The sequence below is a fragment of the Noviherbaspirillum agri genome, from assembly GCF_054780595.1.
The window spans coordinates 92,443-118,468 of sequence record NZ_BAAGWA010000001.1 but is presented as its reverse complement, the minus strand read 5'-3'; the positions used below and the strand labels follow the sequence as shown (position 1 = coordinate 118,468).

Here is a 26,026-nt window from a genome sequence, read left to right as displayed (position 1 = left end):
CGGGTTACATGTAATTGAACAGCGACAGGCGTGACGTCTGTACGTAGGCCTGCTGTGCGGCTTCCAGCATGATCTTCTGCTTCGACAGGTCGGTGATCGCCTTCACATAGTCCAGATCCTGCAGCTCGGACAGCGATTGTGCGTACAGCGTATCCCTTCCCTCGCCCTGTGCATCCAACGATTCCAGTTCTTTCAGGCGCGAGCCGACCGCAGCGCGTACCGTGAGTACGTTGTCCAGCGCCTTGTCGAGATTGTTTTGCACGGTGTTGAGGCCGTTGCGCAATTTAGCCTGTCCTGCAGCGCCAGTTGCCGGCGTTTCCAGGATATTGATCAGGAAACTCACGGTCTTGAAGAGGCTTTCGCGCTCGCTCGGCTCGACCGAGAAGCTGTCGCCGTCAGCTGGGTTGCCGGAAATGCTGAACTGCATGCCGTTAAAAGTGATCGACTCCCCGCTGGTATAAGGTCCAGTCGTCAGCGGTGCACCTGTCCGATTCGGATCCTGGGTGAGGTCGTAGACTGAATACGTCGTGACGCCGGCTGCAACAGTAAAGTCCACAGCATAACGATGATCGTTCAGCAAGCTTTTATCGACCACGGAGCCTGTAGAAATGATGCCGGTTCCGTCATTTTTAAAAGAGGCTGCCGTCGTGAATGTACCGTTTCCTGTCCGCCCGCCTTCAAACACCACGCTGCCCGGATCATTCGTCTCGATCTTGCGCATTGGGCCCACCTGCAGCGTCCGCTGTCCCTGGTCGCCGTCATAGCGCGCACCGCCCGCGATTTGTGCAAAGGGCTGGTCGCTGACGCGGTAGCCGGCAAACAGGAAATTGCCCGCACCGTCGCGTGTGTTGGCCTGGCCGAGCAGGTCATCGAAGCGGCCGCGCAGTTCTGTCGCAAGGTACTTGCGCTGCGTGTCATCGAGCGTGCCATTGCCCGCACCGACGACCAGCGCCTGCACGTCCTGGATCAGGCCGGTCACACTTTGCAGCACATGCTCTTCCATGTTGAGCGCACTCGTCGCCGCCTTACGGTTGGTGGCGAATTGGCTGTTGATCGATTGCGACTGCGTGAGTTCCAGCGCCTGCGCAGCAGCCACCGGATCATCCGACGGCACAAGAATGCGGCGGCCGGCGGTCATCTGTTCCTGCGCCCGGGCCAGGCTCGACTGCAATTCGCCGATACGGTTCGAGCCGGTTTCAAACAGAGTATTGGTGCTGATGCGCATGATGAATTACCTCAAACTGCCGCTTTTTAATTTCCACCCAGGGTCAGCAGCATGTCAAACAACTGGTTCGCTGTTTGCATGAGCTTGCCGGCTGCCTGGTACGCTTGCTGGTAACGCAGCAGGTTGGTCGCTTCCTCGTCCAGGTTGACGCCGGACTCCGACTGTTGGGCGGCCACTGCCTGCTCCAGATAGCGGGTCTCCGCCTTGCTGGCCACTTCCACTTCCCTTGTCTTGTTGCCGACTATGCTGACCAGATGCCCATAGGCGCCCTGATAAGTCGCGGTGCCGTTGGACAAGGTGTTCTTGGATTGCAGCTCTCCCAGCAGTACCGCATTGCGGCTATCACCCCCGCCATCATTGGCAGCGATGGTAAAGCTGTCGCCGGCGGCTGGCGTTCCGGTGATCTGGACGGTCCAGCCGTTGTAGGAGATGGTATCGCCGGATTTGTATGAGCCATCCACAGGGCCGCTGGCAAGCGGAGTCGACAAATCGTTGCTATCGAAATCATTGCTATCGAATAGCTGGTACTTGCCTGAACCATCGAATCTGATGGTAATGCCTTGCGTCAGCGTGTTGCGGTCCACCGGTGCCGGTCCGTTGACCGTTCCGGCGCTGATCTTTCCCGTGCCCGTATTGGTGGCCGGCGCTGCGGTGCGGATTGGCGCGGAGGCGGCTACCTCAGCCACGTCCTTGATCGCCACCTTGATCTCGGCAGCACCCAGTGCAGCCGGCCGGATCAGGAACTGGTCACCTTCTGCCGGTGGGTTGGTTGAAATCTGGTCCAGATGCACACCGGGAATCGCCGTCCGTGCGCCGTTGAAGTCGCCCGAATACACCTGCTGGTTATCGGACAGGCGCGTGATCACGAACTTGCCATCGGTGCGCTGCAGGCGATAGTCGCTGGTCGTCAGCTCGTTGGCATTCGTGATCGTGAAGTTCAGCTCCGCGGAGGCGGCAGCATTGTTTGTGGAACTGGCCGCGGCAGCGTGCGTCAAGTTAAGCGAGAAAAAATCCTTGCCCATTGCGCCGGTCTGGTCCTGACCCAGCCGGTGCTGCGCATTGAAGGTGGTCGCCAGACCGATGGCAATGCGCCCGAGAGAATTCTGCGCAGTATCCAGCGTCTGCGAACGGAACTCGAACAGGCCACCGAGCTTGCCGCCCGGCAGGCTGCCTTCCGGCAGCGGATTGAGCTTGCCGTTCGAGGAATAGCTGACGCCGATGCGGTTCGGATCGGTCGGCGATTCGGTCGCGACCAGGTCGTAGGTCTTGGTGCCGACGACCAGACCCTGGCCGTTGCCAATGAAGACGTTGTAGCTGTTGCCCTGCTTGACGACGGTCGTCTTGATTTCCTTGCTCAGCTCGGTCATCACCAGGTCGCGCTGGTCCAGCAAGTCGTTCGATGCCTTGCCATTGGCGGAGGCTTTCTCGATCGCATCGTTCAGCTTGGCGATCTGCTGCGCATACACGTTGATCGAGCTGATGCTGGACTCGATCTGCCGGTTGACGCTTTCGCCCACCTCCCTGATCTGGTTATCGAGGCTCTGGAAGCGCGCAACCAGCGCTTCGGCATTCGACAGTGCGGTCTGGCGCGATTCATTCTTGTTGGGATAGGAAGCCAGGTCATGCACGCCCTTGAAGAATTCCTGCAGCGACGGCGAGAGCCCCAGGGCAGGGTCGGCCAACTGGTTGTTGACGCGGCTGATCTGTGAGTAATACGTTGAAAGCTGGTTCTTGGTCGTCTCGGCAGAGCGCACCTGCTCGCCCAGCAGTTCGTTGTACACGCGCTTGACGTCGGTAATTACCGTGCCCTTGCCGATATAGCCAAAGCCGAGATTCTGCGAACCGGCCGTGCCCTGCACGATCATCTGCCTGGAATAGCCCGGTGTTGCAGCATTGGCGATGTTGTGTCCGGTCGTTGACAGCCCCGCTTGCGCGGCGGCGAGCGCACTTTGTCCGATACCGAGGATGCTTGAGCCCATGTCGTCTTCTTCTATAGGTAGATATCTAGAGGGTGCTATGTGCTATTTCACCCTACTGGTGTGAACGGCAGCGCGCCGTAAAACTTGAGGTGGCGTTACAACTTCCTGCGCAAAATTGTCAGGTAGACAATGACTGCGTAATGATCCGTGTCAGCTTGGCGGCGTAGTTCGGGTCGGTTGCGTATCCGGCCTTCTGCAATCCCTGAGCGAAACCTGTTACATCTTGCGCATTCGCTAACACATGCTGGTAGCGCGGATTATTGCGTAGCAGGTTGGCGTAATCGCGGAAGGCATCGGCATAGGAGTCATAGGCACGGAACTTTTCCATGCGCGTCTGCGGCACGCCGTTGATGTATTCGGTGGTGGCGCTTTCGACGACTTTGCCCTTCCAGCCGCCGGTGGCCTTGATGCCGAACAGGTTGTGGCTGTTGGTGCCGTCGGCACCAACAATCTCGCGGCGCCCCCAGCCCGACTCCAGCGCGGCCTGCCCAAGCATGAACTTGGCGGGAATGCCTGTAAGCCGGCTTGCCTCTTCCGCATGCGGCGCAAGGCGCTGCTGGAAGGCGGCGACATGTGCGGGTTGCGAGGCATTGCTTCTCGACGCAGCAGGCGCGGACGGTGCGTTAATCGTGGAGAGTGCCGTCGCAGCCTGCGCCGCCACACCGGCAGGCAGCCGCGATAGTGGTGGCAGCGGCAGCTCCGTGTTCTCGCCGCCCTGCTCTTCCAGCGATGGCAATGCGCCGTTCTGGGCGTTGACCACATTCGACAGCTGACGGACCAGCACGTCTGCCAGGCCGACGCCGCGCGACGCCATGGTCTGGCTCATCTGCTGGTCCAGCATCGATGTGTACATCCGGCTCTGCTGGCTGTCGAAGATGCCTTCCTGCGGCGTGGCATCGCGCATGCTCTTCAACACCATGTTCATGAACAGCGCCTCGAACTGCTTTGCAGTTTCCTTCAGCGCCTCTGGCGAATTCTGCTTCGCAGCCTGGCGCAGGTCATTGACGCCCTTGACGTCGAGCGCGAAGCTGTTCGTGCTGTCGAGCGGACTGACCATCAGATGATCTCCAGTTCCGCGCGCAGCGAGCCAGCCGCCTTCATCGCCTGCAGGATCGCGAGCAGGTCCTGCGGCGTGGCACCGATCGCATTCAATGCCTTGACCACATCAGCCAGCGAAGTGCCGCCCTTGAGCAGTAGTACCTGGCCCGGTTCCTTCTTGATATCGATCTGCGAGGTCGTGGTCACGACCGTCTGGCCGCCCGAGAACGGCGCCGGCTGGCTGATGACAGGTTCGGTATTGATCACGACGGACAGGTTGCCATGGGAGACAGCGCAGTCTTCCAGCGTTACGGTCTGGTTCATGACCACCGAGCCGGTACGTGCGTTCAGGATCACTTTCGCACTCCCCTGCGCGGGTGTGACGTGGATGCTCTCCAGCGCACCGATGAAGGCGACGCGTTCGTCGCTGCCTGCCGGCGCGCGAACGCGAATCACGCGTCCATCCTGTGCAGCGGCCGTCCCCGGCCCGAACTGCTGGTTGATCGCGGACACTACGCGGCTGGCGGTGGAAAAATCCGTGTCGTTCAATTCCAGATGCACCAGTTCGCCCTGCCCGACCGACGTCGGCACGGCGCGTTCCACGGTTGCGCCGCCGGAGATGCGCCCGACGCTCAGATGGTTGACCTGTGCCTTGCTGCCGCTGGCCGAAGCGCCGACGCCGCCTACCAGCACGTTGCCCTGCGCAATGCCATAGATCTGGCCGTCCGCGCCTTTGAGCGGCGTCATCAGCAGCGTGCCGCCACGCAGGCTCTTTGCATTGCCCATGGACGAGACGGTCACATCCAGCAGTTGTCCGGGCTGTGCAAAAGCCGGCAGCGATGCGGTGACCACCACAGCGGCCACGTTCTTCAGCTGCAGGCTGGTGCTGGGCGGCAGGTTCACGCCCATGCCCTGCAGCATGCTGACCACGCTTTGCACGGTGAATGGTGTCTGCGTGGTCTGGTCGCCGCTGCCATCGAGGCCGACGACGAGGCCGTAGCCCATCAACTGGTTCTGGCGCACGCCCTGGATGCTGGCAAGGTCCTTCAGGCGTTCGGCATGGCTTGCGCCGGCTGTCAGCAGACAGCAGGCGCCGAGCACAGCTGCCATTGCGCTGCGGAGCGTCTGCGGTTTTAAAAAGGTCAGTTTCATGGCAGGTCCGTACATGACAAGTCAGTCGTTACAGCGGCAGGACGCTCAGGAAGAAGCGTGTCAGCTGCGACATGACCTCTGCCTTGTCGATGCGGCTGTTGGTGCGGTACTCGACACGCGCATCGGCCACCTGCGTGGACGAGACGACATTGCCGTTGACGACATTGTTGGGATTGACGACGCCGGAGAAACGCACGTACTCGACGCCCTTGTCGAAGGAAATCTGCTTCTCGCCGCTGACCAGCATGTTCCCGTTGGGTAGCACATCGACCACGGTCACGGTAATGGTGCCGCTGAAGGTATTGCTGGAGCTCGCCGAGCCCTTGTCTTCAAAGGTATTTTCACCGCCGATGCCCAGCGACGCCTTCGCCGTGGTGGAGGCGGGAATGCCGAAGATGGTCGGCGCGCCGAATTCCACGCTGCCGGACTTGCTGGTCGAATTTGCCGCTGTCTTGCCGGCGCTGGTGCGCTCGCTGATGGCAATCGTGAGCGTGTCGCCGATCATGCGCGCACGGCGGTCCTCGAACATCGGGCGGTAACTCGACGCCTGGAAAATGGCGCCATTGGCCGGCGCGGCAGGTGCAGCCGCCTGCGGCCGCGTGCTGGTCGGGTGCTGGGTGATGGTGTCCGGCACGGTGGAACAGCCTGCCAGCAGCAGGACCATTGCCGCCACGCCTGTCGACACATAGTTCGTCTTCATCACATCAGCTCCCCATTCCCTTGCACGTCATTACAGTTGCGACAGTCTCTGCAGCATCTGGTCGGAGGTCGAAATCGCCTTGCTGTTGATTTCGTAAGCGCGCTGGGTCTGGATCATGTTCACCAGTTCCTCGACCACGTTGACGTTGGAGGTTTCCACATAGCGCTGCGCCAGCAGGCCGGCGCCGTTGGTACCCGGCGCATTGGTATTCGGTGTGCCCGATGCAGCGGTTTCGACGTACAGGTTCTCGCCCTTGGCTTCCAGGCCGGCCGGATTGATGAACGTGACAAGCTGCAAGGCACCGAGCTGCACCGGCGCAGTCGTGCCCGGCTGGCTCACGGTGACGGTGCCGTCGCGCGCGATGGTGAGATTGCTCGCATTGGCCGGGATGGTAATCGCTGGCTGCACCGGAAAGCCGCTGGAAGTCACCAGCTGCCCCTGACTGTCGATCTGGAAGGATCCGTCGCGCGTATACGCGGTGGTCCCATCCGGCATCATGATCTGGAAAAAGCCGTCGCCCTGGATCGCGACATCCTTGTCGTTGCCGGTCTGCTGCAGGTTGCCCTGCGTGAAAATGCGCTCGGTGGCCACCGGGCGTACGCCGGTGCCGATCTGCAGGCCGGACGGCAATTGCGTCTGCTGCGATGACTGCGCGCCGGGCTGGCGCAAGGTCTGGTACAGCAAATCCTCGAACACCGCGCGCGAACGCTTGAAGCCGGATGTGCTGACGTTGGCCAGGTTGTTGGAGATGACGTCCATCTGCGTCTGCTGCGCATCAAGACCGGTCTTGGAAATCCATAGTGAACGAATCATGCTTACTCCATCAAACCTGATTTATAGGGGTATAACTTCCACATCATTAACTGAATTTTCTGCCTGCTATCAGCCCGTCAAAGACAGAAGCTGCGCGGCTTTCGCCTCGTTGCTTTCCGCATTCTTGAGCATGTTCATCTGCATCTCGAACTGCCGCGCCAGGCCGATCATGTCCACCATCGCCTCGACCACATTGACATTGCTGCCTTCGAGGGCGCCGCCGATCAGCGTCACGTTGGCGTCGGCATCGGCTTCGCCGCCATCCTTCAGGCGGAACAGTCCGTCATCGCCGCGCACCAGGTTTTCCTCCGGTGGGTTGACCAGCTTAATCCGGCCCAGCGTTGTCGCGACGCCGGGCTTGAAACCGGTGCCGATGGCGCTGACGGTGCCGTCCTTGGCCACCGCAATCGTAACGTCGGGCGGAATCGCAATCGGGCCGCCGTCACCCATCACCTGCATGCCGCTTTGCGTCTGCAGGATGCCGTTTTCGCTCAGTTCCAGGCTGCCATTGCGGGTATAACCTTCCGTGCCATCCGGGCGCTGCACTGCAATCCAGCCGCTGCCCTGCACCGCGACGTCAAGATCGCGTCCGGTCTGCTGGATGGCGCCCGGCGCAAAATCGGAGCCGACCGTCGAATCCACCACGAAGGCACGCGTAGGCAGCATTGCACCCTGCACGGGAACGGCGCGGAAGGAATCGAGCTGCGCGCGGAATCCGGTCGTGTTGGCATTGGCCAGGTTGTGCGACGTCGTGGCCTGCCTTTCCAGGATGTGCTTTGCGCCGGTCATGGCGGTGTAGATAAGGCGATCCATTCAGTTCTCCCCGGTGCAGGCATGGCAGCCTGCACCCATTCATTGATTACCGGAGGTTGACCAGCGTCTGCAGCACCTGGTCCTGCGTCTTGATGGTCTGCGCATTGGCCTGGTAGACGCGCTGCGCGGTGATCATGTTGACGAGCTCTGCAGTCAGGTCGACGTTGGAATCCTCGACCGCCTGCGATTGCAGCACGCCCATGTTGCCGGAACCCGGAGCACCGACCTGTGCAGAGCCGGACTCGGAAGTCTCGGCCCAGACGTTATTGCCCAGCGGCTGCAGGCCATTGGGATTGGTAAAGTTGGCCAGTACCACCTGCCCCAGCGTTGCGGACTTGCCGTTGGTATAGCGGCCGGTGATGATGCCGTTGGACTCGATGTTGAAGCCGGACAAGCGGCCGGAGGTGTAGCCATCCTGCTCGATATTGACGCTGAAGGCTGCGCCACGCTGCGTGGTACCAGCGAAATCGATGTCCACAGTCAGGGGATCCTGCGCGCCGACGCTAGGAGCGATCGGAATGCTGGCAACAAACGGCATCGGCGGCGCGGGTACCGTCGTAGTCGGATCGATCGTGCCATCGGCGCTACGGAAACGCAGCGTGCCGATCGGCGTGCTGACGGCTTGCGTGCCTACTTGGGCAGCCGAAAAACCGGTCAGGTTCTGGAAATTTGTCTTGTTCGTTGCGGCGGTCGCTGCAGTCGCGGCCGCGCCGTTCAGCGTGACCGTCGTGGTGCCCGTATTGTTGATGGTCACTGCGCCCGTTGCAGGATCATGCGATGCCGTCACCCCGGTAATGGCTGCCGCGTTAATGGCATTGGCAATGTTCTGGCCCTGCACGATGGCGGTTGCCCCGGCGGTGATAGCACCGATGCTCACACCATTGATCGAGAAGGTCCCGGCCGGAATGTCGCCGATGGCCGGCACGCCCAGCGTGAAGTTTCCGGTCGGCGGCGTTGTCGGCGCGACTGGCGCCGTATAACCGATCTGCTGACCATCCGCGGCTGCATACACGGTCCATGCGCCGCCAGTCGCCGGCGGTGTTATGTCAGTCTTGACGTAGTAGGTTTGCAGGATGTGCGGATTGCCCAGCGTGTCAAACACGGTCACCGAAGTCGCGCTGTTGTAGCTGGTCGGATCATCGACATCGAACAGTCCTGTCACCGGCTTTTCCATGCGCGAATCGAGGTTGATCCGGGCCGTGACGTTTTCGGTGGCACGCGGTGCGATGTCAGCGGTATTGATCCGCAGTTCTGCCGGTGCGCCGGTGGACAGCACGCCGCGCAGGTTGGCGGTGTAGCCGGTCAGGCGCGCACCGCTGGAGTTGACGATAAATCCCTGGCCGTCCAGCTGGAACTGGCCGTTGCGCCCGTAGGTAACGGTGCCGTTGCTGCTCATGCGGAAAAAGCCGCCGCCGTTGATCGCCACATCCAGCGGATTGGCGGAGGCGGTGATGTTGCCCTGTGTGAACTGCTGCATGACGTCGGCAACCTTGGTACCGATACCGATTTGCGAGGCGCCGCCGCCCATCAGCGAGTTGGCGTAGACATCCGCGAATTGCGCCTGCGATCCCTTGAAGCCGACGGTATTCGCGTTGGCGACGTTATTGCCGATCGTCTCCAGGCTTTTGGAAGCCGCGTTCAGGCCGCTCAGTCCTTGTTGAAAACTCATGTTCTTCCCCTTGCCTTGTCGAATACTTAAAGAATCTGCCGGATATCGGCCAGTTTGACGGTGCCCACACCAGGCACATTCATCTGGATGCCCTGGGTGCCAGTTGTGACGCTGGCGACTTCGCCAAACGACAGCGGCGCAAGCTCCAATTTCTTGTCGCCACGTACTGCATTCACTTCAAATTTGTACTTGCCGTCCGGTGCGGTCTTGCCATCATCCATCTTGCCGTCCCAGCCAAGCGGTATCGTGCCCGTTTCCTGTGCACCGAGATCGATAGTGCGCACCGCCACGCCAGCGGCATTGCGAATGGTGACTTGCACGCTGTCGGCCGCCTCGCTCACATCGATGCCGAAAATCGCCTTGCTTTCCGTCAGGTGCATATCGGTTCCCGGCACCAGCACGCCGCGTCCGATCATGCTTGCGGCCTGCAGCGTCTGACTGGATTGATAGCTGCCTTGCAGCATTTCGAGCGTGGCGTTGAGCTTGTTGATGCCGGTCACCGTGGACAACTGGGCCAGCTGGCTGGTCACCTGCGCGTTGTCCAGCGGATTCAGCGGATCCTGGTTGCGCATCTGCGTGACCAGCAGCGTCATGAAGCGGTTCTGCACATCGTCCACGCTGGCATCGCCGACCTTCTTGGCGGCGGTGTTATTCATCGTCGCCAGAAGATCCGCGGAGACGCCGTTGGTTTGTACTGTTGTCATTCAATTCCTCCCGCTTACTGGCCGATGGTCAGTGTCTTGAGCAGCATGGTCTTTGCCGCATTCATGGTTTCGACGTTGGTCTGGTAGGAGCGCGAGGCGGAAATCATGTTGACCATTTCCTCGACCACGTTCACGTTCGGCATCGCAACATAGCCACTCTCGTCAGCCTGCGGATGCTTGGGGTCGTACACCATTTTGGGCGGCGACACATCCTCCACCACCTGCTGCACGCGTACGCCGCTGGCGGCTGCATTCGGCGTCGGCACGGCGGCAAACACGACGTGCTTGGCGCGGTAGGTTTCGCCGGTCGAACTGGTCGCGCTGTCGGCATTGGCGATGTTGCTCGCCACCGTGTTCAGACGCTGGCCCTGCGCGCTCATTGCCGATCCGGCGACATTGAAGATATTAAATAGCGACATGATTATTGCCCCTGGATTGCCGTCAGCAGCTTCTTGATCTGCCCGTTGATGAACGTGACGCCTGCCTCATAGCGCAGCGCGTTGTCGGTGAACTGGTTGCGCTCCACATCCATGTCCACGGTATTGCCGTCGACGTTGCCTTGCGCGGTCGTGCGGTACAGCAGCGGCGCGCCGCTGGCAGTAGTGCCTGCGTTGCCAGCGACACCGCCGAGATGTGCGGCAGAGGTCTTGACCATCGGCGTGTGACTCGGTGCACCCGCACCCATCGCCTGCTTCAGCGCACTGTTGAAGTCGACATCGCGCGCCTTGTAATTCGGCGTGTCCGCATTGGCGATGTTCGACGCGAGCGTCTGCTGGCGCTCCGCGCGCAAGCGCAGCGCCGTCTGCTGGAAACGTAACGCTTCGTCAAGTTTTCCGATCATGACTCTCTCCGGGATTCACCGGTTCCTGGCCAAAGGCGGACCGATGAGGGATTAATGTAGGCTCGATCATACGGAGGCAAAAGTCACGCCTATCGGAAGAGAAGACCATAAAACTATCCCCTGTTTATCCTTTTGATTTACACGACGGCCATTAACATGGAGCCTGCAATTAATCCCGCTGCCGCCCATGAAGATTTCCCGCCACCTGCTGTTTGCCGCACTGTGCACGCTGGGTTCTGCCACCATCGCGCAGACAGCACAGACGCCCCGGCAGGATCCGGCAGTGCTGCGCTACGCCGTGCAGCAATTCCTGAAGGTGCAGACCGCCGGCCTGCCCGGCGAGGTCAACCTGAAGGTCGGCCAGATCGATGCGCGGACCAGCCTCCCTGCCTGCCCGGCTCCGGAACCTTTTCTGCCAAACGGAAGTCGGTTGTGGGGCAAGACTACGGTCGGCGTGCGTTGCACGGCCCCCTCTCCCTGGACGATTTATGTCGCAGCCACGGTGCAGGTGGTCGCGGACTACCTTGTCACGGCGGCTCCGCTTGCCCAAGGGCAGATGGTCGGGCCGAACGATCTCGCGAAAATCAAGGGCGATCTGACAACATTGCCGGTAGGGATCATTACCGATACGTCGCAGGCGGTCGGCAGGACAATGTCCATTTCGCTGCCGGCAGGGACGCCGTTGCGCAACGATGCGCTGCGCAGCGTACAGGCGGTGCAACAGGGACAGACGGTGCGCGTGACATCGACCGGCCCGGGATTTACCGTCTCGGCAGAAGCACGGGCGCTGAACAATGCAGCCGAAGGCCAGGTGGCACAGGCAAGGACGGCTTCCGGCCAGGTCGTGAGCGGCGTGGCCCGGGCCGGCGGGATCATCGACGTGACGTATTAGTACACGCCCCACTAATTTTTCTTGTTTTCGGGACTTGCTGCTAAAGTTTGTGAGAATTGCGTCGATAAGAACTATGACAAGAGGTAAAAGACCGGCGCCAGCCGCTATCCGAGAAGGAAAATGCCGTGAAAATCGATGACTCCCTGAAAAAAGCCGCAGGCCTGAACGTTGGCGCCACGCCGACCCGCCCCGGCAAGAGTGCCGAAAAGGCCACTACCGTCGAGAAGGCTCCGGCCGGATCCGACAATGTCCACCTGTCGTCGAAATTACAGTCGCTGACCCAAATGGGCGGCAACAGCGTGTTCGATGCGAAGAAAGTGGAAGAAATCAAGGCTGCGATCGCAGAAGGCCGCTTCCATGTCGACCCTGAAAAAGTCGCCAACGGCCTGCTCGATACGGTCAATGACCTGATTCATACACGCAAGGCTTAACAGTAATGCAAAACTTCGGTAACGCCCCGGCGGACAGCCTCGGCGAAGAGCTCAAGGCAGGCAATGTCCTGCTGCAATTGCTCCAGCAGGAACAGGAACATCTGATCAACGCCGATCTCGAAGCGCTGAACAGGCTTACCGAAGAAAAGGCAAAAGTCGTCGCGCACATGACGGAACTGGCGCAGCAGCGCCACCGTGCACTCGGCGCCAGCGGGTTCGAGGGCGGAGAATCCGGCATGCAGGCATGGCTGAACAGCCGTACCTCCTCCCCGGCGACAGAAAAGAGTTGGAAAGACCTGCTGGATGTGGCCCGGCAGGCAAAGGAACTGAACCGCACCAACGGCCTGCTGATCGGCCAGCATATGGCGCGCAACCAGGCTGCACTGAACGTGCTGCAAGGCGCCCCGGACAGCGGCACGATGTACGGCCCGAACGGCCAGTCCACCGCGCAGTCGAGTAGCCGCCGGCTGGTTGTCGGTTAGATAATCGAGATTTCCATGGAAAACCGGCCGATGGCCGGTTTTTTTATGACTGCGTGCCGCTGGATGAATGCGCGCCGCAGTATTCCGTCTTCTCCCGAGGGGGCGCCCGGACGCGGCCAACAAGTAGAAGTCTTAACTTTTCCCGTCAGCCGCCACTTCGACCGGCAGCACAGGCGGAACCGCCGGCAGCGCCGGCAATGGGCCGACCGGCACTTCTGTTGTCACTTCCGGCAGGCTGGAAAGGATCATCACCGAGACCCGGCGATTGCGCAGCCGCCCTTCGGCTGTCTCGTTCGTGTCCACGGGCTGCGTCGGGCCATGTCCTACGGCGGTCAGGCGGCTTTCCGAGACGCCATTATCGATAAACAGGCGGACCACGGTCGAGGCGCGCACTGCCGATAATTCCCAGTTGGACGGAAAAAGCACATTGCGTATCGGTACGCTGTCGGTGTGGCCTTCGACCTGGATCTCGTGGTCGTCGTCCTTCAGCACCTGGGCCACTGCGGTCAACACCTGGGTACTCTGTTCGGACAGGCTGGCATTGCCAGGTGCAAACAGCACGCTGGCATTGATTTCGACATTCACGCCGCGGCTGGTCTGGGTCACACGAACCTTGCCCTGCTCCACCAGCGGCGCCATCACGGCCAGGATATCGCGCGCCACGCGCGTGAGCCTGTCCTTCTCACGGCGCAATGCTTCCGCGTTGCGCTGCGCGGCAGGCGTAATCCGCGGCACTTGTGCCAACGGCGGTACGACGGGCGGCGCCTCCAAACGGATCGGCGCGACCGGTGCCTTGCCAAAGGCATTCATCAGTGCATTGGACAGGACGCGGTATTTGCCCTCGTTGATGGAGGACAGCGCATACATGACGACGAAAAAGGCGAACAGCAGCGTGATGAAGTCGGCATAGGACACCAGCCACCGCTCATGGTTGTCTTCTTCTTCCTCGTAGCGTTTTCGGGCCATGGATGCGGTTCGGGTGAGAGCGTCGCGCTGTTGCAGCCTACGGCTTGTATGCCAGCATGCGCTCCTGGATCACGCGCGCGTTGTCGCCGTTGGCGATGCTGCAGAAAATATCGGTCAGCATCTCGCGCCGGCGCACTTCGTCGGCAACGACCGCCTTCAGCTTGTTGGAAATCGGCAGGAAGACAAGGTTGGCGAGGCCGACGCCATATACGGTCGCAACGAACGCGACAGCGATACCGCCGCCGAGTTTTGCCGGGTCGGACAAATTCTCCATCACATGGATCAGCCCGAGCACCGCACCAAGAATCCCGACCGTGGGCGCATAGCCGCCGGCCGCCTCCCAGATCTTCAGCGCCTGCCGCTCGCGACGCTCATAGGTGGTGATATCCACCTCGAGAATTTCGCGGATCTTGTAGGGGTCGATGCCGTCGACGACCAGCCGCAATCCCTTGGCCGTAAATTCTTCCTGTACCTGTTCCATGTGGCGTTCCAGGCTCAGCAAGCCTTCGCGCCGCGCAGTGGAGCTCCAGAGGGTGATGTCCTGCGACAGTGTCAGCCCCTTGTCCGCCGGCGGCAGGAAGACGTCGCGCAGCATGATCAATCCGCGCGTGAAGTTTGCCGCGCCGCTTTGCAGCAGCACCGCGCCCAGCGTGCCGACGACGACAATGACAAACGCCGCCGGCTGCACCAGCGAGCTGATGTGCCCGCCCTCCAGCGCCTGCCCGACGACGACGCCAGCCAGCGCCAGCGCCAGCCCGGCTAGGCTAGCCCAGTCCATAGTTGCTCCCTCAGTCTTGCGCGCATGCGTGCAATCGCCTGACTATGCAGCTGGCACACGCGTGATTCGGAGACGCCCATCACGGCGCCGATCTCTTTCAGGTTCATTTCCTGCTCGTAGTACAGACCCATCAGGATCTTCTCCCGCTCCGGCAAGGCCTCGATCGCCTCGATCACCGCCTGGCGGAAACCGCCGTTCATCAATGCCTGCAGCGGGTCGCTGACCAGATCGACGCAGTAGCGGTCGAGGAAATGGTCGTTTTCGTCCTTCTCGTGGAAATCCTCGTAATACACCAGCTGGTGGCCGGCGCCTTCATCGAGCATCTGCTGGTATTCCGTCAGCGAGAGTTTCAGTTCCTTCGCGATCTCCGCTTCCTTCGGTGGACGACCGAGGCGCTGCTGCACCGCGTTCATCGCCACCTCGATCTTGCGCATGTTCTGGCGCACGCTGCGCGGCAGCCAGTCGCTTCCGCGCAATTCGTCGAGCATCGCGCCGCGGATGCGCTGCACCGCATAGGTCTCGAACTGCGCGCCGTGGTTTTCCTCGTAGCGGCTGACTGCATCCAGCAAGCCGATCATGCCGGCCTGGATCAGGTCGTCCACCTCCACGCTCGGCGGCAGCTTGGCTTTCATCTGGTGCGCCAGCTTCTTCACCAGCGGCGCATGTTCTTCCAGCAGCAGGTTTTTGTCTGATTTTCCGCTAACGGTATACATATTCGAAAGAATTCCCGGAAGCCGGTATCGGCCTCCTGCGCAGAAAATCCACGTAATGCGGGCCGGCCATGCTATCCGGCCACGGCAGCCTCGGCGACGACGAAGCGCTCCGCGAGTTGCCGGAACGCGACCGACGCACCGGCCAGCGGGAAAGCATCGACCACGGCACGCCCGAGGTGCATCGCACGCTTCGTATGTTCGTCCGCAGGCACGGAGCCCACGGAATTGATCCGCACTGCGAGGTAGCGGTTGGCCACCTGCGCCATGTTCTGGTACACGACCCTGGCTTCTTTCTCCGACGCGCCCGTGACCAGCAGGTTGAACGGACGGCGTCCCAGCTTGCCGTTCAGGCGCTTGATGATCGCGTAGGCTTCCTTGATCGACGTCGGGCTGTTGGAGACCTGCACCACAATGTCACCGTCGGCGAGCGACGAGATCGGGAAGCCGTCATCCTTGTCCAGCTCCGCATCAACCACAACGATGTCGGCGCGGGTGGCCAGCACATCGAATGCATCGTGCAATCCGCGGGCCTGTTCACCAGTCATGTCGAGGCGCTGCGCATTGCGCTTGAGCGCGGCGATGGAGAAGCCCTGCGGCATCGACACCATCACGTCATCCAGCGAGCGCTCGCGACGCGCGACCTGCAGCAGCGTCGAGCCGCGCGACACATTCATGCGCGTGGATACGCCTTCCGACGCGAGGCATGCATCCAGCAAGAGCACGTCACGGCCGCCCTGCGCCATGGATGCGCCGAGGTTGACCAGCATGGCATTCTTCTCTTCGCCGGATGCGGCCGACAGGAAAGTAATCACGCGCGGCTTGGGGCCGGCGAGCATGCGGCGCAGGCCTTCGGCCTGGTCGAAGTCAAAACTAGCCAAGTGCCACCTCACGCAGTTTCTTGTCATTCATTGCATGCGCGGTATTGCCGATTACCAGCGGCAGCTCCTCGTCCTGATACTGGAACGGCGCGGTTTCACGCTTGAGTTTGAAGGCGCGGTCGATCAGGTAATGCTGGTTCGGCACATGCAGGTCTTCCGGCACGCGCTGGCCATTGGCGACATAGAACATGCGCAGCTTCTGGCGAATCACGACGTCGAGCACATTGCCCACCGTCGCCGCCTCGTCCAGCTTGGTCATGATGCAGCCGGCGAGCCCGCCGCCCATGTAGGAGCGCACCACTTCGTTGAGGGTCTCGCCGGTGGATGTGGCGGACATGCACAGCAGGCGCTTGACCTTGCTGCCGCTGCCCGACAGCATCGCGATCTGTTCCGCAACCATCTTGTCGCGCTGACCCATGCCGACAGTGTCAATCAGCACGGTATGCTTGTTCTTCAGTTCATCGAGCGCAATGCGCAGGTCGGTTTCGTCCTTCACCGAATGCACCATGACGCCGAGGATCTTGCCGTAGATGCGCAGCTGCTCATAGCCGCCGATACGATAGCCATCGGTGGTGATCAGCGCGAGCTTGCCGGCGCCGTGCCGCATCACGCAGCGCGCTGCAAGCTTCGCCGTGGTGGTTGTCTTGCCAACGCCGGTCGGGCCGACCAGCGCGTAGACGCCGCCCTGCTCCAGGATCTCGTTCTCGTTGCTGATCACGTTCAGGTTACGGGCGAGGACGGACTTGACCCAGGCCATGCCGGCTTCGGGCTTCTCGCTCTTGGGCAGGTTCTGCGTCAGGTAGCGTGCAAGGCTGGCGGAAAAACCGGCCGACAGGAGTTCGCGCATGACGGCCGCCTTTGCAGGTTCGCGCTTCTGCTGCGTGCTCCATGCAATCTCGGCCAGTTGCGACTCCAGCATGCCACGCATGGAGCGCAGTTCGGACATCACGACTTTCAGCTCCGCGGCCGCCTGCTCTTTCGGTTGCTCGATCGGCTGCTCAATCGGCGCCGCGGGAGCACGAACGGCGGCGTGCGCCGCCGGCAGGCTGGATACCTGGTCCGGTTCCGGTGCGCGCCTCGCGCCGAGCGCTGCCAGCGTCGATTCGGAGCGAACCGGCTTTTCGATCACCGGTTCGGCCAGTGCCGACATGTCCTCGGGCGCAAGGGCGAGGATCTCGACCATACCGTTGATGGTTCTGTTGGAAAGGATCACCGCATCGGGTCCGAGCGCTTCGCGCACCAGGCGCCACGCCTCACGCGACGTGTTTGCAGTGAATTTTCTTACGTTCATGCTTGGCCTCCAACTAGGCTGGTAACTCTAATCGTTTTGGAATCGGGAAGTTCTGCGTGCGACAGCACCTTCAATTGCGGCAGCGTGCGACGCAGGAAGCGTGCGAGCAAGGTACGCAGCGGCCCCGGCACCAGGAGCACCGGCGTTACACCGAGTTGCTCCTGCTTGCGCGTTGCCTGTTCAGCTTGCAATGCAATCGTGTCGGCAAGGCCGGGCTCGATGCCGGCACCATCCGGACCGCTCGCCTGCAGCGCCTGCATCAGGATGCGCTCGAGGCGGCTGTCGAGGGTAATCACCGACAGCTCGTTGGCTGACGGGAAAATCTGCTGCACGATGGCACGGCCGAGTGCTATGCGGACGAGTGCGGTGAGTTCGTTCGGATCCTGCTGCTGCGGCGCGTACTCGGAGAGCGTCTCGATGATGGTGCGCATGTCGCGGATGTGGACACCTTCGGCCAGCAGGTTCTGCAAGACCTTCTGCAGCGTCGACAACGGCAGCAGTTTCGGCACAAGGTCTTCCACCAGCTTCGGCGATTCCTTGCCGAGATGGTCGAGAAGCTGCTGCACTTCCTGGCGGCCGAGCAATTCTGCTGCATGTGTCGTGATCAGGTGATTCAGGTGCGTGGCAATCACGGTACCGGCATCGACGACGGTATAGCCCATCGCTTGCGCCTGGTCGCGCAGGCCGGCATCGATCCAGGTTGCCGGCAGGCCGAAGGCCGGATCGGTGGTGACCGTGCCGGGCAGGTTGCCGCTCACCATGCCCGGATTGATGGCGAGGAACTGGCCGACATAGGCTTCGCCGAAACCGACTTCGACGCCCTTGAGCGTGATGCGGTAGGCGGCGGGTTTCAGTTCGAGGTTGTCGCGGATGTGCACGGGCGGCGACAGGAAACCCACTTCCTGCGCAAACTTCTTGCGGATGCCCTTGATCCGGCGCAGCAATTCGCCGTTCTGCCCCTTGTCCACCAGCGGGATCAGGCGATAGCCGACTTCGAGCCCGAGCGTGTCCACCGGGACGATATCCTGCCAGGTGGCTTCTTCCACTTCCGGCGCTGCCATTGCCAGCTCCGGCTCCGGTGCCGGCGCTTGCTGCGCAATGCGGGCTCGCTTCTTGAGCATGTAGCCGCCGCCGCACAGGGCGCCGCCCAGCAGCAGGAAGGCGATATGCGGCATGCCCGGGATCAGGCCCATGCCGCCGATGATACCGCCGGTGATGTAGAGCACTTCAGGTTTGGCAAACAGCTGATTGATCAGCTGTCCGCCGATGTCATGCTCGCTGGCCACGCGCGACACGACGACGCCGGCCGCAGTGGAAATGATCAGGGAAGGAATCTGTGCAACGAGGCCGTCGCCGATGGCCAGCAGCGTGTAGTTCTTCATCGCGGCATCGAAGGCCATTTCATGCTGCACCATGCCGACGATCAGGCCGCCGAAGACGTTGATGATGGTGACAAGAATGCCGGCGATGGCATCGCCGCGCACGTATTTGCTTGCACCGTCCATCGCGCCGTAGAACTCGGCTTCCTGCGCCACTTCGGTACGGCGGCGGCGGGCTTCCTGTTCGCCGATCATGCCGGCATTCAGGTCGGCGTCGATCGCCATCTGCTTGCCGGGCATCGCATCGAGGGCGAAACGCGCACCGACTTCGGCGATACGGCCGGCACCCTTGGTCACCACGACGAAGTTGATGATGGTAAGGATGACAAACACCACGATACCGACAGCGTAGTTGCCGCCGATGAGGAAGTGGCCGAACGCCTCGATCACCTTGCCGGCCGCGTCAGGCCCGCTATGTCCCTCGGTCAGCACCACGCGGGTGGACGCAACGTTGAGCGACAGGCGCAGCATCGTCGACACCAGCAGCACGATCGGGAATGCCATGAAGTCCAGCGGCTTGACCGTATACAGGCTGGTCAACAGCACAATGATGGACAGCGCGATGTTGAAGCTGAAGAAGAGATCGAGCACAAATGCCGGCAGCGGCAACACCATCATTGCCAGCATCATGATGATGAGGATCGGCGCCGCCAGCGCCTTGGTGGATTGTCCGGATAGCCAGGATGGCAAAGTCAGACTGTTCATTACATCAACCTAGTGTTCGCGTTGTTTGCGCTGTTTGCGTTGTTGGCATCGTTCGCTTGCGCAGCAGCGTTCAAGGGATCCATTTCCGGCGGCACGTCGAGGTCTGCGGGAACAACGGGGCGCATCCCGCCATGCTTGCCGTAGGCACGCAACTGGAATACGTAGGCAAGCACTTCGGCAACCGCGGTGTACAGCGCAGACGGAATCTCATCACCCAGCTCGGTGTGACGGTACAGCGCACGCGCCAGCGGCGGCGCTTCCAGCAAGGCCACATTGTGTTCGGCGGCGAGCTCGCGGATCTTGGCAGCGACTTCGTCGGTGCCCTTGGCGACCACGGTCGGCGCACGCATCTTGCCCTCGGTGTACTTCAGCGCGACCGCATAGTGCGTCGGGTTGGTCACCACGACGTCAGCGGTCGGCACCTCGGACATCATGCGGCGGCGTGCCATTTCCCGCTGCATCTGGCGGATGCGCGCCTTGATCTGCGGGTCGCCGTCGCTTTCCTTGGATTCCTGGCGCAGCTCCTCGCGCGACATCTTCAGCTTGTTGGCGTAATGCCATAACTGGTAGGGCACATCGATCATCGCGATGACCACGAGGCCGCAGACGATGGCAATGAAGCCGGTCAGCAGCAGCCTGCCGAGATGCGCACCGCCCGCCTGCAGCGGCTCGGCGCTCAGGCCGAGCATCGCCTCGATGTCACTGGAAATGACCATCCATGCAATCGAGCCGACCAGGATCGACTTGCCAATGGCCTTGATGAGTTCTACCAGGGAGCGCATGGAGAACATGTTGCCCAGGCCGCTCAGCGGATTCAGGCGTGCGAAGTTCGGCGTGAGTGCCTTGGTGCTGAACAGCCAGCCGCCGATCAGCATCGGCGAGCCAATCGCGACCAGGATCAGGATTGCAGCCAGCGGCGCAAGGCCGATCAGCACGTCCCCCAAGGTAGGCGCGAGACGCATCAGCAGGAGATTGAAATCAAAGATCTGATCGCGTTCGAGCGAAAGGCCCGAGGCGAGCATGTGATTGAGGCGACGGATAAGTCCCTCGCCGGTGAACCAGAGGCCGAGGCCGGCGGCAAGCAGGATCGTACAGGTGGCAAGCTCCCGCGAGCGGGGAATGTCGCCCTCCTCGCGCGCTTGCTCCAGCCTCTTGGGTGACGCTGGTTCTGTTTTTTCGAGATCACTGCCTTCGGCCATTGCCGACTCCTATGTCGCCGCCACACTGCGCTCCGGATGACGCTTTGGGGGCTAATAGGAAGGATTATTCGCGAAATAACAGAATGACTATCCCGTGAATAAGTGAGGAAACCCCCCGCTATTCAGAAGTGCGAAGCGGGGGAAGTGCGGTGTGGTAGGGACGGGCGTAGTGTGGAACTGCAGGAACTACAGCTTCAGTGCCTGCGCCCAGGCAAGCGCAGACATTTGCGCTTCGTTCACCTGGTTCGCACCGATGCACAGCGATGTCGCCATCGACTCGATGTCGGGCGAGTTCAGTTCGCACGCTTCTGCCAGTGCCAGGAACGGGCCGTAGATACCTTCACGCGACAGGAGCGCCTGGGTTACCGACTCGGACAACTGGATCTTCTCCAGCACGTCTTCCATCGGCACGCCGAGCAGCTTGTCCAGCAGCGAGAACATGCCGGCAACAAACAGATTTTCTGCCTCGTTCTTCGGCAGGAAAGTATTGCCAAGAAGCTCGGCAAATCGTCCGCGAATGACCGCTGTCTGCATCAGCACCGGCGAGTAGCCGCTGGTGGTCGATGTGGCAAGCAGCAGCGCAAGCCAGCGGTACAGCGGGGAATAGCCAAGCATCGTCACTGCATGCTTGAGCGACTGGATCTCGCAGCCGAGGCCGAAGCCGGCCGAATTAATGTAGCGCAGCAGCTTGTAGGACAGCGCCGCATCGCGCTTGAGCACGCTTTCGAGCTGTCGCACGTCTGCATTCTTGCGCACCATGTCCATCAACTGCAGGATCATGGCCTGCGCGGGGTTGAGGTCATGCGAACGGTTGCCCGGGCGCGGCGTCAGGTGCAGGTTGCCGACAAAGGAATACAGGCCGAGCTGCGCACACACATCATAGGCCTGCCAGTTTTCGACATTGCGCGCGATCATGTGCACGGAAGACTGGTTCAGGCTGCGGAACAACTGCACCTGGGTCGCGAAATCCTGCGCGTTGATCGGCACCTCGATATGCGTCACATGCTGCAGCATGCCGCGATCCAGTGTCGCGAGGTTGATGCCACGCAGCGAAATGCCATAGCCTCTTGCGCGGGCAGCACGAATCACCTCGACCGTATCAGCGTCGGACAGATCGGGCTCGCGCAATGCAAACACGGTTCCCTTCGCCGGCAGCGCCGCCAGGGCGTCATGCGTAAGGGACGCGGGTGTCACTTCCAGGAAGATGACCTGGTCACCAAGCAGCGCCGGCGCATCCTCGGCAACAAGCTGTTGCGAGACGAAACTGATCAGATCGACAACATCGTCTTCCGTTGGCGCAGATCCGATCAGCGCATTCTTTTGCCAGGACAGCTCATAGCCAAGCACCCTCTCCTGTGCGTTGACCAGCGGTTCACGGACAATGAAATTCTCTTCTTGCATGAGTTGTAATCTATAAGGCCGTCAAAAGCCGAGGCTTTCAAGCAGGTCATCCACCTGTCCCTGATTGGCGACAACGTCGACATTCCCTGCCGGATTGATTTGCGGTCCGTTCAACAAGCCGGATGGCGCCTCGCGCCGCATCTCGGACGGCGCGTAGTCGAGCAACAACTGCACCAGCTGCTGTTCGAGGCCATGGGCCAGCTCGGTCACCTTCTTGATCACCTGGCCGGTGAGATCCTGGAAATCCTGGGCCATCATGATGTTCAGCAGGTGTTGCTTGGTCAGGTTTGCGCTGCCGCCCGTCTGCTCGAGATAGACCAGCGTGCGCTCGGCCATCTGCCGGTAGTGCTGCTCGGAGAAGGATCCCTGGAGAACGGATTGCCATCCCTGCGCGATATCGCTTGCACCAGACTCGATCTCTTCCTGCAACGGGGTGGCGGTTTCCGTGGCGGTCAGCACGCGCTGCGCCGCCTGTTCCGTCATCCTTGCCACGTATTCCAGGCGGTCGCGCGCATCGGGAATATCGTTGGCCGCCTTCGCAATGAGCTGGTCAAATCCGAGTCCGCGCAAGCTGTCGTGCAGCATGCGTGTCATCTGACCGACACGCGCCAGCATTTCTTCCTGTGCGAACGATCCTTCCGGCGCATTTGCATCGGCGCGCGCCGCCGTCTGCAGCGACTGGCTCACGTCAGGCACCTGTCTTTTCGAGCTTCTCGAAGATCTTGGACAGTTTTTCGTCGAGGGTTGCCGCAGTAAATGGCTTCACCACATAACCGCTTGCGCCGGCCTGTGCTGCGGCGATGATGTTTTCCTTCTTTGCTTCAGCGGTCACCATCAGGACCGGGAGCTTGGATAGGGCCGGATCGGCACGAATTGTCTGAAGCATTGTCAGACCGTCCATCACCGGCATGTTCCAGTCGGAGATAACGAAATCGAACTGTTCGCTCCGGAGTTTGGAAAGCGCCATGGCACCGTCTTCCGCTTCATCGACATTCGTGTAGCCCAATTCCTTCAGCAGATTGCGGACGATACGACGCATTGTCGAGAAATCGTCAACCACCAGGAATTTTGTATTTGGACCCGCCATGAATTACTCCATTGATTCTGCAAACCATTATCGACATCCATTCGCGCAAACGCGAATGGCGCTCTAAGTATAATCGCTTCCGCTTCCAATTATGTACTCAAAGCGTCCTTGCGCCGTGGGTGTTACAACGAAAAGCGGCGGCATTCCGAACAGTGTGAATGTTCTGACAATGCGGCATGGCGTATCTGTGCGCCACGCCGCAGGCTATACGCGCAACGCTCTGCTACTGTTTGCTGCGAGATATCCCAGCACCATGCCGGGCAATGCATTCAGCGCGCCCACTTCATGTGTTGCGCCTACTGCAATCGCCTCGCGCGGCATGCCGAACACGACGCACGACGCCTCATCCTGCGCAAAGTTATACGCACCGGCATTCTTCATTGCCAGCATGCCGGCGGCGCCGTCCTTGCCCATGCCGGTCAGGATCACGCCGACTGCGTTCTTGCCGGCGCAACGCGCGGCCGATTCGAACAACACATCCACCGAGGGACGATGCCGGTTCACCGGCGGCCCCTGATCCAGCTGGGTGACATAGTTGGCACCGCTGCGCGCAAGCTGCAGGTGTGAATGACCCGGCGCAATGAACGCATGTCCCGGCAGCACGCGCTCGCCCCCCTCCGCTTCCTTCACTGTGATCTTGCACAGGCTGTCGAGGCGTTTAGCGAAGGACCGCGTGAAGCCTTCCGGCATGTGCTGCGTGATCAGGATGCCGGGGCAGTCCGACGGCATCTGCACCAGGAAATCCTTGATGGCTTCGGTACCGCCGGTGGAAGCGCCGATGATGATGAGCTTTTCGCTACTGGTGAGCGGATTGCGAATCAGCGGCAAACCCTCTGCCGTTGTCTTTACGGCATCGGGATGCGGGATCGTGCGCGGCCTGATGCGCGCCTTTGCCGCGGCGCGGATCTTCTCGGTGATCAGTTCGGCATACTCGAGCATGCCAGTCTGGATGGAAATCTTCGGTTTGGTCACAAAGTCAACCGCGCCGAGTTCCAGTGCACGCAAGGTGATTTCCGAGCCGCGCTCCGTCAGCGACGACACCATCACGACCGGCATCGGGCGCAGGCGCATCAGCTTCTCGAGGAAGTCGAGCCCGTCCATGCGCGGCATTTCGACGTCGAGAGTCAGCACGTCGGGATTGGTCTGCTTGATCAGCTCGCGCGCCACGATCGGATCCGGCGCCACACCGACGACTTCCATGTCCGGTTGCTGCCGGATGATCTCGCTCATCACGCTGCGGATCAGGGCCGAATCGTCAACAATCAATACTTTTGTTTTCATTACACATGCATCCCATTACTGATTACATCCTGCCCGTATTCATTCTTCCATACCCACATCGGGGGCATTTCCGCTTGCGGACGGTTTCGTGTCGACGCCACGTCACGTGAACAGTTCGACATCTCCGGCCACCGGCGACGCCTGCAACCTGCTGGCGTAATCCTGCTCGCGGTTCACCAGCGTATTGTTGTTCAGCTGGCGCAGCTTCTTGACCAGCACCTTGCCGCTGCGCGGAAAGAAATACACCTTGCGCGGATAGATATCGTTCAGGTCTTCCGCCACCACACGGATGTTCTCCGCGCGCAGATAGTCGCGGACGAACTGGGCGTTGCGCTCGCCGACATTGATGGCAATGAAGCCGCGCAGCACGTTGCCGCCGCCGAACACCTTGGCCTCCAGGTTTTCGCGCCGTGCACCGGCCTTGAGCAGATCGTTGATCAGCACTTCCATTGCATAGGTGCCGTAGCGCATGGACGCCGACACCGGACTGTCGGCATCGCCGCTGTCGGGCAGCATGAAATGGTTCATGCCGCCGATACCGGAAACACGATCGCGGATACAGGCCGACACGCATGAGCCGAGCACCGTCACGATCATCATGTCCTTGCAAGTGAAGTAATACTCGCCAGGAAGTATCTTGGCGGCGTCGCAATCGAACGTCCTGTCGTAATAGACATTGGTTGCAAAATGCTCTTCGATTCCGTAGCTCATAAGTTAAATCTCGGTCTTTCGTGCATCGGCACGCGGCGCCACGGCATGACCCGGACTCAATTCGTAGACTGTCTTTCCCCTGAGCTTGAATGCATTCGAGACGTAGAGGAAATTCTCTGAATGGCCTGCAAACAGCAGCGCGTCCGGCTTCATGAGTGGCGCAAAGCGAGACAGGATTTTACCCTGCGTCGGTTTGTCAAAATAGATCATGACATTGCGGCAGAAGATGGCATCGAACGGGCCGGAGATCGGCCAGTCGTTGGACAGCAAGTTCAGTTGCTTGAACGTCACCATCTGGCGCAGCTCCGGGCGCACCCTGACCAGTCCTTCCTGTGCGCCCTTCCCTTTCAGGAAAAATCGCTTGGCGCGTTCGGGCGACATTCTCTCCAGGCGATCGATCGGATAAATGCCATTCGCTCCCGTGGCCAGCACATTGGTATCGATGTCTGTCGCAATCACATGAGACTGCGATGCGAGCGGCCCAAGTGTCTCGCACAGCGTCATTGCGATGGAGTACGGTTCCTCACCGGTCGAGCTTGCGGAGCACCACACGGTAACGGGCTCCTTCCTGCCCCGCACATGGTCCGCGAGGATCGGGAAGTGGTGCGCCTCACGGAAGAAGGACGTCAGGTTGGTGGTCAGCGCATTGGTGAACGACTCCCACTCCGCATTGTCATGCCGGCTTTCCAGCGCATCCAGGTATGACTGGAATGAGCGGATGCCGGTGGCCCGCAAGCGGCGGGCGAGACGGCTGTACACCATTTCCTGCTTGCTCTCCGCGAGCGCGATCCCCGCCCGCTGGTGAATCAACGCACGCACTCTTTCGAAGTCGCGAGACGTGAACTCGAATTCCTTCGTCGTGTCACTCTTGTTCTGTCGTACTGAATTCACCACTGAA

General features: G+C 60.9%; 27 protein-coding genes. 3 read left to right on the top strand and 24 right to left on the bottom strand.

What is annotated here, in order from left to right; translation table 11 throughout:
- Positions 1 to 4: 4 nt before the first annotated feature.
- The 11 genes from flgL to flgB form a co-directional block, all read right to left on the bottom strand.
- Positions 5 to 1,225, bottom strand: a complete 1,221-nt coding sequence (gene flgL / locus ACYVIA_RS00565; RefSeq protein ID WP_460836879.1) for a flagellar hook-associated protein FlgL — start codon at positions 1,223 to 1,225, stop codon at positions 5 to 7.
- Between the two features lie 26 nt (positions 1,226 to 1,251).
- Positions 1,252 to 3,204, bottom strand: a complete 1,953-nt coding sequence (gene flgK, locus ACYVIA_RS00560; protein ID WP_460836877.1) for a flagellar hook-associated protein FlgK — start codon at positions 3,202 to 3,204, stop codon at positions 1,252 to 1,254.
- 118 nt (positions 3,205 to 3,322) lie between these two features.
- Complete coding sequence (gene flgJ / locus ACYVIA_RS00555) at positions 3,323 to 4,261, bottom strand: flagellar assembly peptidoglycan hydrolase FlgJ (protein ID WP_460836876.1); 939 nt, start codon at positions 4,259 to 4,261, stop codon at positions 3,323 to 3,325.
- Complete coding sequence (locus tag ACYVIA_RS00550; protein WP_460837618.1) at positions 4,261 to 5,352, bottom strand: flagellar basal body P-ring protein FlgI; 1,092 nt, start codon at positions 5,350 to 5,352, stop codon at positions 4,261 to 4,263. The genes flgJ and ACYVIA_RS00550 overlap by 1 nt, the downstream gene beginning before the upstream one ends.
- A 70-nt stretch (positions 5,353 to 5,422) precedes the next feature.
- On the bottom strand, positions 5,423 to 6,094 hold the full coding sequence (locus tag ACYVIA_RS00545; protein WP_460836875.1) for a flagellar basal body L-ring protein FlgH: 672 nt from the start codon (positions 6,092 to 6,094) through the stop codon (positions 5,423 to 5,425).
- A 30-nt stretch (positions 6,095 to 6,124) separates the two neighbouring features.
- Entirely contained in the window at positions 6,125 to 6,907 is a 783-nt protein-coding gene (gene flgG, locus ACYVIA_RS00540; protein ID WP_460836873.1) for a flagellar basal-body rod protein FlgG, read from the bottom strand.
- A 69-nt stretch (positions 6,908 to 6,976) separates the two neighbouring features.
- Complete coding sequence (gene flgF, locus ACYVIA_RS00535; RefSeq protein ID WP_460836871.1) at positions 6,977 to 7,720, bottom strand: flagellar basal-body rod protein FlgF; 744 nt, start codon at positions 7,718 to 7,720, stop codon at positions 6,977 to 6,979.
- Positions 7,721 to 7,766: 46 nt separating this feature from the next.
- Positions 7,767 to 9,389 (bottom strand): flagellar hook protein FlgE, encoded by a 1,623-nt coding sequence (locus ACYVIA_RS00530; protein WP_460836867.1) that lies wholly within the window; start codon positions 9,387 to 9,389, stop codon positions 7,767 to 7,769.
- Between the two features lie 26 nt (positions 9,390 to 9,415).
- Positions 9,416 to 10,093 carry a flagellar hook assembly protein FlgD gene (gene flgD, locus ACYVIA_RS00525; protein WP_460836866.1) on the bottom strand — a complete coding sequence of 226 codons (678 nt, stop codon included), beginning with the start codon at positions 10,091 to 10,093 and terminating at the stop codon, positions 9,416 to 9,418.
- Positions 10,094 to 10,107: 14 nt separating this feature from the next.
- A complete protein-coding gene (gene flgC, locus ACYVIA_RS00520; RefSeq protein ID WP_460836864.1) occupies positions 10,108 to 10,512 on the bottom strand; it encodes a flagellar basal body rod protein FlgC in 405 nt (134 codons plus the stop codon).
- 2 nt (positions 10,513 to 10,514) lie between these two features.
- On the bottom strand, positions 10,515 to 10,934 hold the full coding sequence (gene flgB / locus ACYVIA_RS00515) for a flagellar basal body rod protein FlgB (protein ID WP_460836861.1): 420 nt from the start codon (positions 10,932 to 10,934) through the stop codon (positions 10,515 to 10,517).
- Positions 10,935 to 11,121: 187 nt separating this feature from the next.
- Between flgB and flgA the strand changes: the two genes are divergently transcribed.
- The 3 genes from flgA (at position 11,122) to ACYVIA_RS00500 (ending at position 12,739) form a co-directional block, all read left to right on the top strand.
- The gene (flgA, locus tag ACYVIA_RS00510; protein WP_460836859.1) at positions 11,122 to 11,826 is read left to right on the top strand and encodes a flagellar basal body P-ring formation chaperone FlgA; all 705 of its coding nucleotides are present in this window, start codon (positions 11,122 to 11,124) and stop codon (positions 11,824 to 11,826) included.
- A gap of 125 nt (positions 11,827 to 11,951) precedes the next feature.
- Positions 11,952 to 12,257, top strand: a complete 306-nt coding sequence (gene flgM / locus ACYVIA_RS00505) for a flagellar biosynthesis anti-sigma factor FlgM (protein WP_460836858.1) — start codon at positions 11,952 to 11,954, stop codon at positions 12,255 to 12,257.
- A 5-nt stretch (positions 12,258 to 12,262) separates the two neighbouring features.
- Positions 12,263 to 12,739: a flagella synthesis protein FlgN gene (locus ACYVIA_RS00500; protein ID WP_460836857.1), complete on the top strand. Its 477-nt coding sequence runs from the start codon at positions 12,263 to 12,265 to the stop codon at positions 12,737 to 12,739.
- Between the two features lie 132 nt (positions 12,740 to 12,871).
- On the opposite strand, the gene motD is transcribed toward ACYVIA_RS00500, so the two are convergent.
- The 13 genes from motD to ACYVIA_RS00435 form a co-directional block, all read right to left on the bottom strand.
- Positions 12,872 to 13,705: a flagellar motor protein MotD gene (motD, locus tag ACYVIA_RS00495; RefSeq protein WP_460836855.1), complete on the bottom strand. Its 834-nt coding sequence runs from the start codon at positions 13,703 to 13,705 to the stop codon at positions 12,872 to 12,874.
- A gap of 37 nt (positions 13,706 to 13,742) precedes the next feature.
- Positions 13,743 to 14,483: a flagellar motor protein gene (locus ACYVIA_RS00490; RefSeq protein ID WP_460836853.1), complete on the bottom strand. Its 741-nt coding sequence runs from the start codon at positions 14,481 to 14,483 to the stop codon at positions 13,743 to 13,745.
- Positions 14,465 to 15,196 carry an RNA polymerase sigma factor FliA gene (locus ACYVIA_RS00485; protein WP_460836852.1) on the bottom strand — a complete coding sequence of 244 codons (732 nt, stop codon included), beginning with the start codon at positions 15,194 to 15,196 and terminating at the stop codon, positions 14,465 to 14,467. Before ACYVIA_RS00485 ends, ACYVIA_RS00490 begins: the two co-directional genes overlap by 19 nt.
- 71 nt (positions 15,197 to 15,267) lie before the next feature.
- Entirely contained in the window at positions 15,268 to 16,074 is an 807-nt protein-coding gene (locus tag ACYVIA_RS00480; RefSeq protein WP_460836849.1) for a MinD/ParA family ATP-binding protein, read from the bottom strand.
- A complete protein-coding gene (flhF, locus tag ACYVIA_RS00475) occupies positions 16,067 to 17,365 on the bottom strand; it encodes a flagellar biosynthesis protein FlhF (RefSeq protein WP_460836847.1) in 1,299 nt (432 codons plus the stop codon). The genes ACYVIA_RS00480 and flhF overlap by 8 nt, the downstream gene beginning before the upstream one ends.
- On the bottom strand, positions 17,362 to 19,449 hold the full coding sequence (flhA, locus tag ACYVIA_RS00470) for a flagellar biosynthesis protein FlhA (protein WP_460836846.1): 2,088 nt from the start codon (positions 19,447 to 19,449) through the stop codon (positions 17,362 to 17,364). The genes flhF and flhA overlap by 4 nt, the downstream gene beginning before the upstream one ends.
- Positions 19,449 to 20,648 (bottom strand): flagellar biosynthesis protein FlhB, encoded by a 1,200-nt coding sequence (flhB, locus tag ACYVIA_RS00465; RefSeq protein WP_460836844.1) that lies wholly within the window; start codon positions 20,646 to 20,648, stop codon positions 19,449 to 19,451. The genes flhA and flhB overlap by 1 nt, the downstream gene beginning before the upstream one ends.
- 186 nt (positions 20,649 to 20,834) lie before the next feature.
- Positions 20,835 to 22,049 (bottom strand): EAL and HDOD domain-containing protein, encoded by a 1,215-nt coding sequence (locus ACYVIA_RS00460; RefSeq protein WP_460836843.1) that lies wholly within the window; start codon positions 22,047 to 22,049, stop codon positions 20,835 to 20,837.
- Positions 22,050 to 22,070: 21 nt separating this feature from the next.
- Positions 22,071 to 22,736, bottom strand: coding sequence for a protein phosphatase CheZ (cheZ, locus tag ACYVIA_RS00455; protein ID WP_460836841.1), 666 nt, complete (start codon positions 22,734 to 22,736; stop codon positions 22,071 to 22,073).
- Between the two features lies 1 nt (position 22,737).
- On the bottom strand, positions 22,738 to 23,136 hold the full coding sequence (gene cheY / locus ACYVIA_RS00450) for a chemotaxis response regulator CheY (RefSeq protein WP_460836839.1): 399 nt from the start codon (positions 23,134 to 23,136) through the stop codon (positions 22,738 to 22,740).
- Between the two features lie 204 nt (positions 23,137 to 23,340).
- Positions 23,341 to 24,417, bottom strand: a complete 1,077-nt coding sequence (locus ACYVIA_RS00445) for a protein-glutamate methylesterase/protein-glutamine glutaminase (protein WP_460836838.1) — start codon at positions 24,415 to 24,417, stop codon at positions 23,341 to 23,343.
- A gap of 102 nt (positions 24,418 to 24,519) precedes the next feature.
- Positions 24,520 to 25,128 carry a chemoreceptor glutamine deamidase CheD gene (cheD, locus tag ACYVIA_RS00440; protein ID WP_460836836.1) on the bottom strand — a complete coding sequence of 203 codons (609 nt, stop codon included), beginning with the start codon at positions 25,126 to 25,128 and terminating at the stop codon, positions 24,520 to 24,522.
- Between the two features lie 3 nt (positions 25,129 to 25,131).
- Positions 25,132 to 26,019 (bottom strand): CheR family methyltransferase, encoded by an 888-nt coding sequence (locus ACYVIA_RS00435; protein ID WP_460836834.1) that lies wholly within the window; start codon positions 26,017 to 26,019, stop codon positions 25,132 to 25,134.
- Positions 26,020 to 26,026: the final 7 nt, after the last annotated feature.

Excerpts from the sequence above, each read along its gene's own strand:
- flgL (WP_460836879.1), bottom strand. The coding sequence starts at position 1,225 with ATGCGCATCAGCACCAATACTCTGTTTGAAACCGGCTCGAACCGTATC.
- flgK (WP_460836877.1), bottom strand. The coding sequence starts at position 3,204 with ATGGGCTCAAGCATCCTCGGTATCGGACAAAGTGCGCTCGCCGCCGCG.
- flgJ (WP_460836876.1), bottom strand. The coding sequence starts at position 4,261 with ATGGTCAGTCCGCTCGACAGCACGAACAGCTTCGCGCTCGACGTCAAG.
- ACYVIA_RS00550 (WP_460837618.1), bottom strand. The coding sequence starts at position 5,352 with ATGGCAGCTGTGCTCGGCGCCTGCTGTCTGCTGACAGCCGGCGCAAGC.
- ACYVIA_RS00545 (WP_460836875.1), bottom strand. The coding sequence starts at position 6,094 with ATGAAGACGAACTATGTGTCGACAGGCGTGGCGGCAATGGTCCTGCTG.
- flgG (WP_460836873.1), bottom strand. The coding sequence starts at position 6,907 with ATGATTCGTTCACTATGGATTTCCAAGACCGGTCTTGATGCGCAGCAG.
- flgF (WP_460836871.1), bottom strand. The coding sequence starts at position 7,720 with ATGGATCGCCTTATCTACACCGCCATGACCGGCGCAAAGCACATCCTG.
- ACYVIA_RS00530 (WP_460836867.1), bottom strand. The coding sequence starts at position 9,389 with ATGAGTTTTCAACAAGGACTGAGCGGCCTGAACGCGGCTTCCAAAAGC.
- flgD (WP_460836866.1), bottom strand. The coding sequence starts at position 10,093 with ATGACAACAGTACAAACCAACGGCGTCTCCGCGGATCTTCTGGCGACG.
- flgC (WP_460836864.1), bottom strand. The coding sequence starts at position 10,512 with ATGTCGCTATTTAATATCTTCAATGTCGCCGGATCGGCAATGAGCGCG.
- flgB (WP_460836861.1), bottom strand. The coding sequence starts at position 10,934 with ATGATCGGAAAACTTGACGAAGCGTTACGTTTCCAGCAGACGGCGCTG.
- flgA (WP_460836859.1), top strand. The coding sequence starts at position 11,122 with ATGAAGATTTCCCGCCACCTGCTGTTTGCCGCACTGTGCACGCTGGGT.
- ACYVIA_RS00500 (WP_460836857.1), top strand. The coding sequence starts at position 12,263 with ATGCAAAACTTCGGTAACGCCCCGGCGGACAGCCTCGGCGAAGAGCTC.
- motD (WP_460836855.1), bottom strand. The coding sequence starts at position 13,705 with ATGGCCCGAAAACGCTACGAGGAAGAAGAAGACAACCATGAGCGGTGG.
- ACYVIA_RS00490 (WP_460836853.1), bottom strand. The coding sequence starts at position 14,483 with ATGGACTGGGCTAGCCTAGCCGGGCTGGCGCTGGCGCTGGCTGGCGTC.
- ACYVIA_RS00485 (WP_460836852.1), bottom strand. The coding sequence starts at position 15,196 with ATGTATACCGTTAGCGGAAAATCAGACAAAAACCTGCTGCTGGAAGAA.
- flhF (WP_460836847.1), bottom strand. The coding sequence starts at position 17,365 with ATGAACGTAAGAAAATTCACTGCAAACACGTCGCGTGAGGCGTGGCGC.
- flhA (WP_460836846.1), bottom strand. The coding sequence starts at position 19,449 with ATGAACAGTCTGACTTTGCCATCCTGGCTATCCGGACAATCCACCAAG.
- flhB (WP_460836844.1), bottom strand. The coding sequence starts at position 20,648 with ATGGCCGAAGGCAGTGATCTCGAAAAAACAGAACCAGCGTCACCCAAG.
- ACYVIA_RS00460 (WP_460836843.1), bottom strand. The coding sequence starts at position 22,049 with ATGCAAGAAGAGAATTTCATTGTCCGTGAACCGCTGGTCAACGCACAG.
- cheY (WP_460836839.1), bottom strand. The coding sequence starts at position 23,136 with ATGGCGGGTCCAAATACAAAATTCCTGGTGGTTGACGATTTCTCGACA.
- ACYVIA_RS00445 (WP_460836838.1), bottom strand. The coding sequence starts at position 24,417 with ATGAAAACAAAAGTATTGATTGTTGACGATTCGGCCCTGATCCGCAGC.
- cheD (WP_460836836.1), bottom strand. The coding sequence starts at position 25,128 with ATGAGCTACGGAATCGAAGAGCATTTTGCAACCAATGTCTATTACGAC.